The 12,512-nt window shown below is 67.4% G+C and carries 15 protein-coding genes; all 15 read left to right on the top strand.

The features are described from left to right. Window positions 1–268: 268 nt before the first annotated feature. Window positions 269–1,039: a FadR/GntR family transcriptional regulator gene (locus tag ABIE04_RS16705; protein WP_354552838.1), complete on the top strand. Its 771-nt coding sequence runs from the start codon at window positions 269–271 to the stop codon at window positions 1,037–1,039. A 4-nt stretch (window positions 1,040–1,043) separates the two neighbouring features. Then, on the top strand, window positions 1,044–1,985 hold the full coding sequence (locus tag ABIE04_RS16710; protein ID WP_354552840.1) for a 2-dehydro-3-deoxygalactonokinase: 942 nt from the start codon (window positions 1,044–1,046) through the stop codon (window positions 1,983–1,985). Continuing rightward, on the top strand, window positions 1,985–2,638 hold the full coding sequence (locus ABIE04_RS16715) for a 2-dehydro-3-deoxy-6-phosphogalactonate aldolase (protein ID WP_354552842.1): 654 nt from the start codon (window positions 1,985–1,987) through the stop codon (window positions 2,636–2,638). Before ABIE04_RS16710 ends, ABIE04_RS16715 begins: the two co-directional genes overlap by 1 nt. Beyond that, window positions 2,635–3,783: a galactonate dehydratase gene (gene dgoD / locus ABIE04_RS16720; protein WP_354552845.1), complete on the top strand. Its 1,149-nt coding sequence runs from the start codon at window positions 2,635–2,637 to the stop codon at window positions 3,781–3,783. Before ABIE04_RS16715 ends, dgoD begins: the two co-directional genes overlap by 4 nt. 32 nt (window positions 3,784–3,815) lie before the next feature. Beyond that, a complete protein-coding gene (locus ABIE04_RS16725) occupies window positions 3,816–4,580 on the top strand; it encodes an SDR family NAD(P)-dependent oxidoreductase (protein ID WP_354552846.1) in 765 nt (254 codons plus the stop codon). After that, the gene (locus tag ABIE04_RS16730) at window positions 4,577–5,566 is read left to right on the top strand and encodes an SMP-30/gluconolactonase/LRE family protein (protein WP_354552847.1); all 990 of its coding nucleotides are present in this window, start codon (window positions 4,577–4,579) and stop codon (window positions 5,564–5,566) included. The genes ABIE04_RS16725 and ABIE04_RS16730 overlap by 4 nt, the downstream gene beginning before the upstream one ends. After that, the gene (locus ABIE04_RS16735; protein WP_354552848.1) at window positions 5,563–6,951 is read left to right on the top strand and encodes a sugar porter family MFS transporter; all 1,389 of its coding nucleotides are present in this window, start codon (window positions 5,563–5,565) and stop codon (window positions 6,949–6,951) included. The genes ABIE04_RS16730 and ABIE04_RS16735 overlap by 4 nt, the downstream gene beginning before the upstream one ends. 26 nt (window positions 6,952–6,977) lie before the next feature. Beyond that, window positions 6,978–7,997 carry a glycoside hydrolase family 43 protein gene (locus tag ABIE04_RS16740; protein ID WP_354552850.1) on the top strand — a complete coding sequence of 340 codons (1,020 nt, stop codon included), beginning with the start codon at window positions 6,978–6,980 and terminating at the stop codon, window positions 7,995–7,997. A gap of 250 nt (window positions 7,998–8,247) precedes the next feature. Beyond that, entirely contained in the window at window positions 8,248–8,787 is a 540-nt protein-coding gene (locus tag ABIE04_RS16745; RefSeq protein ID WP_354552852.1) for a DinB family protein, read from the top strand. A gap of 367 nt (window positions 8,788–9,154) precedes the next feature. Continuing rightward, window positions 9,155–9,436, top strand: a complete 282-nt coding sequence (locus ABIE04_RS16750) for a zf-TFIIB domain-containing protein (protein WP_354552854.1) — start codon at window positions 9,155–9,157, stop codon at window positions 9,434–9,436. 96 nt (window positions 9,437–9,532) lie between these two features. Further along, window positions 9,533–10,297, top strand: a complete 765-nt coding sequence (locus ABIE04_RS16755; RefSeq protein ID WP_354552856.1) for a TerC family protein — start codon at window positions 9,533–9,535, stop codon at window positions 10,295–10,297. A gap of 151 nt (window positions 10,298–10,448) precedes the next feature. Then, window positions 10,449–10,970 (top strand): GNAT family N-acetyltransferase, encoded by a 522-nt coding sequence (locus ABIE04_RS16760; protein ID WP_354552859.1) that lies wholly within the window; start codon window positions 10,449–10,451, stop codon window positions 10,968–10,970. Window positions 10,971–11,066: 96 nt separating this feature from the next. Next, window positions 11,067–11,288, top strand: coding sequence for a TonB-dependent receptor (locus tag ABIE04_RS16765; RefSeq protein WP_354552861.1), 222 nt, complete (start codon window positions 11,067–11,069; stop codon window positions 11,286–11,288). A gap of 103 nt (window positions 11,289–11,391) precedes the next feature. Beyond that, complete coding sequence (locus ABIE04_RS16770) at window positions 11,392–12,093, top strand: alpha/beta fold hydrolase (RefSeq protein ID WP_354552864.1); 702 nt, start codon at window positions 11,392–11,394, stop codon at window positions 12,091–12,093. A gap of 206 nt (window positions 12,094–12,299) precedes the next feature. Further along, a complete protein-coding gene (locus tag ABIE04_RS16775) occupies window positions 12,300–12,458 on the top strand; it encodes a hypothetical protein (RefSeq protein ID WP_354552866.1) in 159 nt (52 codons plus the stop codon). Window positions 12,459–12,512: the final 54 nt, after the last annotated feature.

Consider the following 12,512-nt stretch of genomic DNA (forward strand, 5'->3'; position numbering starts at 1 on the left):
TCGGGCCGGTACTGCGCCACGGCTTGAGTGCGACAAGGTGTGCTAAGCACCAAACACAGCGTGGTTCGAAGCCAAAAAGGGGACGGCAAACGAGTTGCATGAATGCCGGGCTGGTGCCATTCCGTGCGGGTCTTCGAGGCATCCATGCAAAAAACTTCCGTCACAATGATGACGCTGCCAACACGGTCTGATATAACCCACTTGTATGACAAATAAGACGATCAAGGAAGTTTCCAGGCCCGCGGCGAAAGCCGCGGCAGCCGCGGCCGTGGCGCGGCCACTGACCGCAGGAAAGCGGGCCGCATCGGGAAAGACCCGGCGCACGCTCGGTTCCACGCCGACGCGCAACCTGCACGGGCACGTCGTGCATGAGCTCGGGCAGCGCATCGTGGGCGGCGAGCTGCGCCCCGGCGAATTGCTGCCGCGCGAGGAAACCCTCGCCGACCAGATGGAAGTGAGCCGCACGGCGTTGCGCGAAGCGATGAAGGTCCTCTCGGCGAAGGGGCTGGTGGAATCGCGCCCCAAGGTCGGCACGCGCGTGCGCGATCCGCGCTTCTGGCACCAGCTCGATGCCGACGTGCTGGGCTGGCGCTGCGCGTTGATGCCCACCGAGGATTTCGTGCGCAAGCTGGTCGAGATGCGCGAAGTGATCGAGCCGGCCGCCGCCGCGGCCGCTGCGGTGCGCTGCAGCGTCGAGCAGCTCGAACGGCTCGATGCCGCCTACGCCGCGATGGACCGGGCGAAGGATCTCAACGCCTGGGCGGAAGCGGATCTCGCGTTCCATGAAGCCGTGCTCAACGCGACCAACAACGAGCTGATGACCTCGCTTTTCTCGGTGATCGAGACGGCATTGGGAACCTTCTTCGTGCTGTCGGCGCGTACCGCCAAGGATTTCAAGTACTCGCTGCCGCATCACCAGAAGGTGCTGGAGGCGATCCGCCGCCGCCAGCCGGACGCGGCACGCCGCGCCATGCTGCGCATGGTCGCCGACTCGCGCGCGAACATGGAAAAGCGCCGTCGCAGCGCGGGCAAGGCCTGAAACCATGCACTGGCTGATCGGTCTCGACTGGGGTACGTCGCGCTTGCGGGCGATGCTGTTCGATGGCGATGGCGCCGTGCATGAAACGCGCAGCCGCGCGTGGGGCATACGCCATCTGCCGGAAGGCGGTTTCGATGCGGCACTGTCGTCGATCTGCGAGGGCTGGCCGAGCGCGCCGGTGCTGGCGGCGGGCATGGTCGGCAGCCGGCAGGGCTGGCGCGAGGTTGGCTATGTCGATACCCCCGCGGGCATCGACGCCCTGGCGGCCGGCATCGTCGACGTGCGCAGCGCGGATGGCCGCCGTGTCGGCATCATTCCCGGCGTGCGCGATGCGTTGAGCGTGGACGTGATGCGCGGCGAGGAAACCCAGGTGATCGGCGCGCTGGCGTTGCGGCCGGAACTCGCCGGCCACGTGTGCCTGCTGCTGCCCGGCACGCACAGCAAATGGATCGACGTGCGCGACGGTCGCATCGTGCGCCTCGCGACGATGATGACCGGCGAGCTCTACGCCATCCTGCGCGAGCATTCGATCCTCGGTGCGGGCCTTCCCGGCGCGACCGCTTCGGCCCTGGATACCGATGCGTTCGATGCCGGCGTGCGCGCGGCGCGCGACAGCGCCGCCGCCGGTGCGCTGACGAAACTGTTTTCGGCGCGAGCGTTGATGCTCGACGGCCGGCTGGCGCCCGGGGCGGTGCCCGATTACCTGTCGGGCCTGCTGATCGGGGAAGAGCTGCGCGCCGGGCTGGCCTCCGGCTGGCTGCGCGGCGATGCGCCGCCGCTGCTGGTCGGTGACGAGTCGCTGTGCGCACGCTACAGCCGCGCGGCGACGGCGTTCAACCTGGCCAAACTCGATACGGTCCTGGAGGCGTCCGCGCACGGCCTTTGGCGCATCGCTCGCGCTGCCGCCCTGGTCGGCGAAACGCCCCTTGTTTACGGAGAACACTGATGTTCCGCAGCTGGCTCGAGCCCTTGCCGTTGATCGCCATCCTGCGTGGCCTGCGCCCGGAGGAATCGGTGGCCATCGGCACCGCCATCGCGGACGCCGGCTTCCGCATCCTCGAAGTGCCGCTCAATTCGCCGCGCCCGCTGGAAAGCATCCGACTGCTCGCCGACGCGCTGGGCGATCGCTGCCTGATCGGCGCCGGCACCGTGCTGACCGTCGATGCCGTCGCGGACGTTGCCCGTGCCGGCGGCAAGGTGATCGTGATGCCGCATGCCGATACCCAGGTGATCGCCGCAGCGAAAAGCGCGGGCCTGTTCTGCGTGCCCGGCGTGTCCACGCCGACCGAAGCGTTCGCCGCGTTGCGTGCCGGTGCCGATGCGTTGAAGGCATTTCCCGCCGAGTTGGTCACGCCTGCGGTGCTGCGCGCGTGGCGCGCGATCCTGCCGCCGGAGGTTCCGCTGCTGCCCGTCGGCGGCATCGGCCCGGAGGGCATGGCGGTCTACCGCCGCGCCGGGGCGGCCGGCTTCGGCATCGGTTCGGCGCTGTACGCACCGGGCCGCAGCGTTGCCGAGGTGGCGGACGCGGCACGCGCTTTCGCCCTCGCATGGGTTTCGTCTTCCACCGAATCGGGCAACAGGGACACACGACGCGCATGAAGATCACAAGCCTGACCACCTACCTGGTTCCGCCGCGCTGGCTGTTCGTGCGCATCGACACCGACGAAGGCCTCAGCGGCTGGGGCGAGCCGGTGGTCGAGGGCCGCGCGCATACCGTGGCCGCCGCCGTCGACGAACTCGCCGACTATCTGATCGGCAAGGATCCGCGGCACGTCGAGGATCTCTGGAGCCTGATGTACCGCGGCGGCTTCTACCGCGGAGGTCCGATCCTGATGAGCGCGATCGCCGGCATCGACCAGGCGCTGTGGGACATCAAGGGCAAGGACCTCAACGTGCCGGTGCACGTCCTGCTGGGCGGGCCGGTGCGTTCGCGCATCCGCGTGTATTCGTGGATCGGCGGCGATCGCCCGTCGGACACCGCCAAGGCGGCGGTCGATGCGGTCGCGCGCGGTTTCAGCGCGGTGAAGATGAATGCCACCGAGGAGCTGCAGTTCGTCGACACCTACGACAAGGTCGAGCGCGTGCTGGAGAACGTGCAGGCGGTGCGCGACGCGGTCGGCCCCAACATCGGGCTGGGCCTGGATTTCCACGGCCGCGTGCACAAGCCGATGGCCAAGGTGCTGATGCGCGAGCTGGCGCCGTTCAAGCTGATGTTCATCGAGGAGCCGGTGCTGTCCGACCATCTCGAGGCGATCCCCGAGCTGGCCGCGATCACGCCGGCGCCGATTGCGCTGGGCGAGCGGCTGTATTCGCGCTACGACTTCAAGCGCGTGCTGGCCACCGGCGGCGTCGACATCATCCAGCCCGATCCGTCGCACGCGGGCGGCATCACCGAAACGCGCAAGATCGCAGCGATGGCCGAAGCCTATGACGTGGCGCTGGCCTTGCATTGCCCGCTCGGCCCGATCGCGCTGGCCGCGAACCTGCAGCTCGATGGCGTCTGCCACAACGCCTTCATCCAGGAACAGAGCCTGGGCATCCACTACAACGCCAGCAACGACCTGCTCGACTACGTCAGCGACCGCAGCGTGTTCGCCTACGACGACGGCTTCGTCACCATTCCGAACGGACCGGGCCTGGGCATCACCGTCAACGAGGAATACGTGGCCGAGCGCGCGAAGGTCGGTCATCGCTGGCGCAATCCGATCTGGCGCCACGCCGACGGCAGCGTCGCCGAATGGTAGGCGCCCGACCCCCCGACCCCGGAACGCACGCCATGTCCGCTTTCGCCTGTTATCCCAGCCTCGCCGATCGCACGGTGCTCATCACCGGCGGCGCCACCGGCATCGGCGCCGCGTTCGTCGCGGCCTTTGCGCAACAGGGCGCGCGGGTGGCGTTCCTGGACATCGACAGCGCCGGTGCCGATGCCTTGCAGCACGGCCTGGGCGACGTCGCGCACGCGCCGCTGTTCCTGCGCTGCGACGTCACCGATCTCGACGCCCTGGGCGCGGCGATTGCCGAAGCGCGCGCGCACTTGGGCCCGATCGCGGTGCTGATCAACAACGCCGCCAACGACGTGCGTCATGCGCTGGCCGGCACCACCGCGGCGGATTTCGAGCGCAGTGTCGCGGTCAATCTGCGTCATCAGTATTTCGCCACCCAGGCGGTGGTCGACGACATGCGTGCGCTGGGCGGCGGCTCGGTGATCTGCCTGGGCTCGACCGGCTGGATGATCAAGAACGACGGTTACCCGATGTACGCCATGGCCAAGGCTGGCGTGCGCGGACTGGTCAACGGCCTGGCGCGTTCGCTCGGCCGCGACCGCATCCGCATCAACTGCCTGGTGCCGGGCTGGGTGATCACCGACAAGCAGCGCGAGCTGTGGCTCGATGCGGAAGGCGAGGCGGAAATCGCCCGCCGGCAGTGCCTGCCCGATCACCTGATGGCGCCGGACCTGGCCCGCGCCGCGCTGTTTCTCGCGGCCGACGACAGCCGCATGTGCACCGGCCAGGACTTCATCGTCGACGGCGGCTGGGTGTGAGCGGCATCGTCGCCACCAGCGTGCTCGACGCCGGCAACCTGCTGGGCGAAGGCGTCCTGTGGTGCCCGCGCGCGCAGGCGCTGTACTGGACCGATATCCAGGCATCCACCTTGTGGCGTCATCGCCCGACGGACGGGGCCACCGATACCTGGCCGATGCCGGAACGGCTCGCCTCGTTCGCGCTGTGCGAAGACGACGACTGGCTGCTGCTTGGCCTGGCCACGCGGCTGGGTTTCTTCCACCTGCCCAGCGGCGCGCTGGAGCCGTTGTGCGAAGTCGAGGCCGGGCTGCCCACGCGGCTCAACGATGGCGTCTGCGATCGCGAAGGGCGCTTCGTGTTCGGCACCTTGCACGAGCCGCGCGATGGCGGCCCGAAACAGCCCGTCGGCAGTTTCTACCGCTTCGATGCGGATCTGTCGCTGCACCGGCTCGATCTCGGCCACGTGGCGATCTCCAACAGCCTGGCGTTCAGTCCCGACGGGCGCACGATGTATTTTTGCGACTCGCCGAGGCGGGTCATCCAGCGCTGCGCCTATGCCGTCGACGGCAGCGTCGGCGTCGCCGAGGACTGGCTGGACCTGCGTGCCATCGACGGCGAGCCGGACGGCTCCACGGTGGATGCCGAAGGCGGCCTGTGGAACGCGCAATGGGGCATGGGCCGCGTGGTGCGCTACACGCCGGACGGACGCCAGGACCTCGTCGTGAGCGTGCCCGTCCGGCAGCCGACCCGGCCCGCACTCGGCGGCGGCGCGCTGGATACGCTCTACATCACCAGCGCCCGCGATGGCCTGTCCGCGCAGGCATGGCGCGACGATCCGCAAGCGGGCCATCTGTTCTGCGTGGCGTCGCCGGTGCAAGGCCTGCCGGAACCGCGTTTTGCCGGCATGCCGCGCAGCGCGGACGTGCGCAAACGCCACAACTCTCTTCATGCATCGTCACCTACGACACCGCCAAGCGGTGCACCTTCCACCCGGAGCCATCCATGAACGCCATCGCCGAACCGATCAAAGCGCACCCCAGGGCTGCGACCATCTTCACGTGTGTGCTGGCGGCGCTGGCCGGGTTGATGTTCGGCCTGGACATCGGCGTCATTTCCGGCGCCACGCAGTTCATCCAGGCCGAGTTCCGGATCGACGACCGGACCATCGAGTGGATCGTCAGCGCGATGATGCTGGGCGCGGCCATCGGCGCGCTGGGTGCCGGCTGGATGTCCTCCGCGCTGGGCCGCAAACGCTCGCTGATACTCGCCGCCACCCTGTTCGTCGCCGGCTCGCTGCTGAGCGGCTGGGCGTGGTCGCCGGCCACCCTGATCGGCGCGCGCTTCGTGCTCGGCCTGGCCATCGGCGTGGCCACCTTCACCGCGCCGCTGTACCTGGCCGAGGTCGCGCCGGTGCGCATTCGTGGCGCGATGATCTCCACCTACCAGCTGATGATCACCATCGGCATCCTGGTCGCGTTCCTGTCCGACACCGCCTTCAGCTATTCGGGCAACTGGCGCTGGATGCTCGGCGTGATCGCGATTCCCGGCGCGCTGTTCCTGCTCGGCGTGCTGTTGCTGCCGGACAGCCCGCGCTGGCTGATGATGCGCGGACGCAGGGCCGAAGCGGTCGTGGTGCTGACCCGCCTGCGTGGCGACGCCGCGGTGGTCGTCAGCGAAGTGGCCGACATCGAGGAACAGCTGAAGACGCCGCAGCGCGGCTGGCACCTGTTCCTGCAGAACTCCAATTTCCGTCGCTCGGTCGGGCTGGGCGTGCTGCTGCAGGTGATGCAGCAGTTCACCGGCATGAACGTGGTGATGTACTACGCGCCGCGCATCTTCGAGGGGATGGGCTACAACACCGAATCGCAGATGTGGTTCACCGCGGTCGTCGGCCTGGTCAATGTGCTGGCCACCTTCATCGCGATCGGGCTGGTCGACAGGCTCGGCCGCAAGCCGATCCTCTATATCGGCTTCACGGTGATGGCGCTGGGCCTTGGCGTCGTCGGCACGATGATGCATCTGGGCATCCGGACGCACGTCGAGCAGATGTTCACCGTGGCGATGCTGCTGACCTTCATCGTCGGCTTCGCGATGTCGGCCGGGCCGCTGATCTGGACGCTGTGCTCGGAGGTGCAGCCGTTGAAGGGCCGCGACTTCGGCATCGGCTGCTCGACCTTCACCAACTGGATCGCCAATATGATCGTCGGCGTGACCTTCCTGAGCCTGCTCAACGGCATCGGCAATGCCGCGACGTTCTGGCTGTATGCGGGGCTCAACCTGGTGTTCCTGGTGATCACCTTCCTGCTGATCCCGGAAACCAAGGGCGTCACGCTGGAGCAGATCGAACGCAACCTGATGGCCGGCAAACCGCTGCGCGAGATCGGGCAGTAATGCGGCGAGGCGAGGGGGCCGGGACCATGCTGATGCGGGTCACGCTCGCCGCACTCGCGGCCATGCTGCTGTGCGCACCCGTGGCGGCGCGTACGGCGACGGCGGCCGCCGCGACGTTCAGCAACCCGCTGCTGCCTTCCGGTCCCGATCCCTGGGTGGCCCAGCGCGACGGCTGGTACTACTACACCCATACGCTCGGCGATCGCATCGCGCTGTGGAAGACGCGCGACATCACGCGACTGGCCGAGACGACACCGGTGGTGGTGTGGCGTGCGCCGGCGAATGGACCCAACTCCCATTCGGTCTGGGCGCCGGAGCTGCATTACCTCAAGGGCAAGTGGTATCTCTACTACAGCGCGTCCGATCGCCGGCATGACGACGACGCCCATCGCCACAGCTTCGTGCTGGAGAACGCCTCGGACGATCCCACCCGCGGCGAGTGGATCGACAAGGGCATGTTGAAAACCGACCACGCCGGCATCGACGGCACAGTGTTCGAACTTCATGGACGACTGTATTTCGTCTACTCGGCGTATATCGGCGATCACAGCGATCTGATCATCGCGCCGATGGCGAACCCGTGGACGCTGTCGCCGCAGCAGGTGGATATCGCGCATCCGACCCATCGCTGGGAAATGCAGGGCGGGCGCAAGATCCTGGAAGGTCCCGAGTTTCTCCAGGGGCCGTCCGGCAAGGTGTTCCTGACCTATTCGGCCAGCGCATGCTGGTCGGACGACTACGCGCTGGGCCTGCTCAGCGCCAGTGCGGATGCCGACCTGACCGATCCGGCGTCATGGACCAAATCCGCGCAGCCGGTGTTTGCGCAATCGGCGGCGAACGGTGTCTATGCGCCCGGCCACAACGGCTTCTTCAAATCGCCCGACGGCAAGCAGGACTGGATCATCTATCACGCCACTACCGGGCCGGGCTGGAAATGCAAGCAGCGATCGCCGCGCATCCAGCGTTTCGACTGGCGCAGTGACGGTACGCCCGATTTCGGCCTGCCGGTGAAAACAGGCGTGCCGCAGGCGGCGCCGTCGCGTTGACCGGCATCCGTCAGCAGCATTGTCGCAGGCTGGCCGCAACTCGCTTGCCAGAACACCACCGCCACCACGATGCATACCAGCGCCAGCATGAAGCCCAACTCGTCGATCGCATAAGGAGTGATGCGGCCGTGCGATGGTAGAGCAGATGTAACCACCGTCGCAGCGTTCCGTGAAAACCCATCCGGCGCAGCATGCATTTCCGCAGGGTGACGGCAGTACTCTTGCCCGGATTCAACACATCCGGAACGCCATGTCGCTCAAACTCGATTTCGAACTGATGGCCCGCTACAACCAGTGGATGAATGCGCGGCTCTATGCCGCCGCCGCGCAGCTGGACGAGGTGCAGTGGCACGCGGACCGGGGCGCGTTCTTCGGTTCGATCGCCGCCACGCTGGACCACATCCTCGCCGCCGATACGCACTGGATGAAGCGTTTCGCGGCAGCCTTGCCCGACCTGGCCTCGCTGGATGCCGTGCGCGCGCTGCCGTTGCCGGAACTGGTCCGCGGCATCACGTTTCCCGATTTCGCGCGGCTGCGCAGCGGGCGCGAGGCGATGGATGCGGCGATCGTGGACTTCACTTGCGAAGCCACCGATGCGTTGTATGGACGGCCGCTGCGCTACGTGAACAGCGCCGGCGAATACCACGCCAAACGGTCCGGGCTGGTGCTGCGTCATGTCTTCAATCACCAGACCCACCATCGCGGCCAGGTCACCACCTTGTTCAGCCAGCTCGGCGTCGACATCGGCGTGACCGATCTGTCCGCGCTGATTCCGGAATGCCTCGACTGAGTCGACCGCGTCATGCGGCGGAATCGCGTGCCGAAGCTGTGCTAGCATCCGGCGTTGAAGGGGAGTAGCTCCCAGTCGCTGTCGCCGTCATTACGGGCTTTTGCCCCGGTGCAGCAGCAAATCGCCAGGCGATTTGCGAGCAAGACCTTCGCCGTTCCACGGCGAAGGTGCGTCCATCACAGATGCCTGTCCGCCGTGGCCTTTCGAGCCTTGCTGGAGCATCCGCATGCCACTGGACGTCCATCCGAAGTCGTGAAGCGCGTTGGCGCGCTCACCGTTTCTGTTTGCCGGGGCCTGTCCCGGCAGGCTGGCCCGCGCATCGGCGTGGCTGGCGCCACCCCTTCACGCAACACCCGAGGAATACCCCATGCTGTGTCCCGCCTGCAAAGACGTGAACCTGTCGATGACCGATCGTCAGGGCATCGAAATCGATTATTGCCCCAGCTGCCGCGGCATCTGGCTCGACCGCGGTGAGCTCGACCGGCTCATCGAGCGCGCGGAACTGGCGGCTCCAGCGCCCGCGCCGGCGGCCCGGTTCAAAGGCGACTATCCGCCGCCGCATCGCGGCGATCACCATGGCGATCACCCGCAGCACGAGCATCGGCCCAGGCGGCGCAAGTCGTTGCTGGGGGAGTTGTTCGATTTCTGAGCAGCGACGGTTCCGCTTTTTTGCGCCCACAACCGTGCCGTCACGCCGTCAGCGGTGTGATGGCGTGCACCCCCCCGTCCATCGAAGAGACTTCCCATGGAATTGCTGGCCAATCCCGAAATCTGGATCGCCCTCGCCACGCTGACCGCGCTTGAGCTGGTGCTCGGCATCGACAACATCATTTTCATCTCGATCCTGGCCGGCAAGCTGCCGGCGGAGCGACGCGACAAGGCGCGCCGCGTCGGCATCATCCTGGCGGCGGTCACCCGCCTGGGGCTGTTGCTTGCGATCGCCTGGATCGTCGGGCTGACCGCGCCGCTGTTCTCGGTGGCCGGGCATGCGTTCTCGTGGCGTGACCTGATCCTGATCGGCGGCGGCCTGTTCCTGATCGGCAAGGCCACGCATGAAATCCACCAGAAGCTGGAAGGCGCCACCGAGCAGGTCACGGTGGGCGCGGCGGCAGCGACGTTCGGCGGCGTGATCGCGCAGATCATGCTGCTCGACATCGTGTTCTCGCTCGACTCCATCATCACCGCGGTCGGCATGGTCGACGAGCGCTGGGTGATGGTTACCGCGATCCTCGCCTCGATCGGTTTCATGCTGGTGTTTGCCCGGCCCATCGGCGAGTTCGTCGAGCGCCACCCCACGGTCAAGGTGCTCGCGCTGAGCTTCCTGATCATGATCGGCCTGGTGCTTGTGGCGGACGGCTTCGGCCAGCACATTCCCAAGGGCTACATCTATGCCGCAATGGCCTTCTCGGTGTTCGTGGAGCTGATCAACCTGTGGATCCGCCGGCGCGCGAACAGGCAGGTCGCGCCGGTGGCGTTGCACGAGAAGTACGCGGAGGGCGGCACCGAATAGGTTTGCGGGAGTGCGGCGCGCCGGCGTGATGGCGCGCCGCCGTTGGTGGCCCGGAAGCCTGCGTGGCTTGAAGCCGTCCGGCTTCGCGCGAGGTTCACGCGTGCGCGATCGTTCCGGATACCATGATTCCCCTGCGGCTCGGAGCCCTTTCATGACCATGCTGCGCGACGCCACTCCCGCCGACTTTCCCGCCATCCTCGCCCTCAACGAGGCGTTCGTGGCCGTACTGAGTCCACTCGACAGTGCGCGGCTGGCGCGCCTGCATGCGCAGGCGGCATGGCATCGGGTGATCGAAAGCGATGCGCGGATCGGCGCATTCCTGCTCGCGTTCCGCGAGGGGGCGGACTACGACAGTCCGAACTACCACTGGTTTGCGCAGCGCTATCCGCGCTTTCTCTACGTGGATCGCATCGTGGTGGCCGGCAGCACGCAGGCGCGCGGCGCCGGCAGCCGGCTCTACCGCGAACTCCATGCGCTGGCGGTGCACGACGCGGTACCGCTGATCACCTGCGAGTTCGACGTCGAACCGCCCAACCCGGCGTCCGAACGTTTCCATGCCAGGCTGGGTTTTCGCGAAGTGGGTCGTCAGCTGCTGCATGGCGGGCGCAAGACCGTCTCGCTGCAGGCGCTCGATGTCGCCGTGGGCGACATGCCGCTGGCCGACGCCGGCTGACGTCCGGAGTCCGCGGCCGGCTGCCGCCGGGAGTCATCGCCTTGCAGCGACGGTAAAGGGCTATGCTGGCGGTCACCACGCCAGGAGGCTCCCGCCATGACCACGGTCTCCGGCAAGACGAAGAACGGCTTTACCTACGAAGGCGATTACGAACAGGCGAGCGCTGGCCGCGTCATCTGGACGGCGACGTTCCGCCGCGATGGCGATTACGCCGGCGTGCGGCACGGCCGCATGTTCGACATGCAAGGTGTGGCGCCGGCGGCGCTGGATGACCTGGTGAAGGCCGACATCGAGGCGACGTGGACTGACGCGACCTGATCCGTCCAGCTCCAGGCGCAGGGTTTGTCGGACGGCGATGTCGTCGTGCCGCGACCGGCGCGCTAGCCGATAATGCTTCCCCTTTTGATTGCCTGGCATGCTCGTGACTGACCTTCGGCCGCCGTTGCTGCTGCTTCCCGGATTCCTGTGCGACGAAGACCTGTGGCGCGACCAGTTGACGGGTCTTGCCGATGTCGCCGATGGCCGGGTCGCCGACCTGGGCCACGGCGACAGCATCGCCGGACTGGCCGGCCAGGTGCTGGCGACGGCGCCGCCGCGTTTTGCGCTGGCCGGCTTTTCGTTCGGCGGCTACGTCGCCCAGGAAATCGCCCGGCAGGCGCCGCAGCGCATCGAACGGCTGGCGCTGCTCGACACCTCGTTCCACGCCGATACGCCCGAACGCATCGCGCAGCGGCGGGGGGCCAACAAGTCGGTCAGCCTGCCCGGCGAGTTCCGCGGCATGACCGAGCAACTGCTGCCGAGCTTCATCGCGACGGACCGCCTGCACGACACCGCGCTGGTGCAGCGGATCAACGCGATGACGTTGCGCCAGGGCCGCGAGGTTTTCATGCGGCAGAACGCGATGCGGCGCGAAAACGGCGCGGCGGCATTGCGCAGGCTGACCTGTCCGGTGCTGGTGCTGTGCGGCCGGCACGACGTGCTCACCCCGCCGGCACTGCACGAGGAGATGGCGGCGCTGATGCCGCAGGCCGAGCTGGTGGTGGTCGAAGACAGCGGCCACATGAGCCCGATGGAACAGCCTGCGGCGGTCACCCGGGCGATGCGGCACTGGTTGGCGGCGTAGCCGGGCGGTCGTCGCCTTGCGCGGGCCTGCGTCCGCCTGTCCGGCTGTCCGGCGCCACCTCGGCGGCTGTCCGCGGACAGACGATCTGCCCCTGGAGTGTCTCGCCAGCGACAGCAAAAACAACGGTTTGTGCAGGTCTGACGGGTTGGCACGGCGATTGCTCTCCATGCACTACAGGGAACATCACCATCAACCGGAGACACGTCATGAAATTCGAATCACTGATCCTGGCCAGCCTGTTCGCCGTCTGCTTCGCCGTTTGCGCGCTGGTCATGGGCGCGATGCTGACGATCACGCCGAGCTCGGTGCAGTTGGCCCATGCGGACAAGGCGGCGTTGATCGTTCCGGTCGCGCCGGCGAGCTGAAACCGCGGACGCGCAGGCACGCCCTCCTGCGCTACCGGATGGTTGCGACGAATT

It is taken from the genome of Rhodanobacter soli, from assembly GCF_040548735.1.
Lineage (GTDB): Bacteria > Pseudomonadota > Gammaproteobacteria > Xanthomonadales > Rhodanobacteraceae > Rhodanobacter > Rhodanobacter soli_A.

Excerpts from the sequence above, each read along its gene's own strand:
- ABIE04_RS16710 (WP_354552840.1), top strand. The coding sequence starts at position 1,044 with ATGCACTGGCTGATCGGTCTCGACTGGGGTACGTCGCGCTTGCGGGCG.
- ABIE04_RS16715 (WP_354552842.1), top strand. The coding sequence starts at position 1,985 with ATGTTCCGCAGCTGGCTCGAGCCCTTGCCGTTGATCGCCATCCTGCGT.
- dgoD (WP_354552845.1), top strand. The coding sequence starts at position 2,635 with ATGAAGATCACAAGCCTGACCACCTACCTGGTTCCGCCGCGCTGGCTG.
- ABIE04_RS16725 (WP_354552846.1), top strand. The coding sequence starts at position 3,816 with ATGTCCGCTTTCGCCTGTTATCCCAGCCTCGCCGATCGCACGGTGCTC.
- ABIE04_RS16735 (WP_354552848.1), top strand. The coding sequence starts at position 5,563 with ATGAACGCCATCGCCGAACCGATCAAAGCGCACCCCAGGGCTGCGACC.
- ABIE04_RS16740 (WP_354552850.1), top strand. The coding sequence starts at position 6,978 with ATGCTGATGCGGGTCACGCTCGCCGCACTCGCGGCCATGCTGCTGTGC.
- ABIE04_RS16745 (WP_354552852.1), top strand. The coding sequence starts at position 8,248 with ATGTCGCTCAAACTCGATTTCGAACTGATGGCCCGCTACAACCAGTGG.
- ABIE04_RS16750 (WP_354552854.1), top strand. The coding sequence starts at position 9,155 with ATGCTGTGTCCCGCCTGCAAAGACGTGAACCTGTCGATGACCGATCGT.
- ABIE04_RS16755 (WP_354552856.1), top strand. The coding sequence starts at position 9,533 with ATGGAATTGCTGGCCAATCCCGAAATCTGGATCGCCCTCGCCACGCTG.
- ABIE04_RS16760 (WP_354552859.1), top strand. The coding sequence starts at position 10,449 with ATGACCATGCTGCGCGACGCCACTCCCGCCGACTTTCCCGCCATCCTC.
- ABIE04_RS16765 (WP_354552861.1), top strand. The coding sequence starts at position 11,067 with ATGACCACGGTCTCCGGCAAGACGAAGAACGGCTTTACCTACGAAGGC.
- ABIE04_RS16775 (WP_354552866.1), top strand. The coding sequence starts at position 12,300 with ATGAAATTCGAATCACTGATCCTGGCCAGCCTGTTCGCCGTCTGCTTC.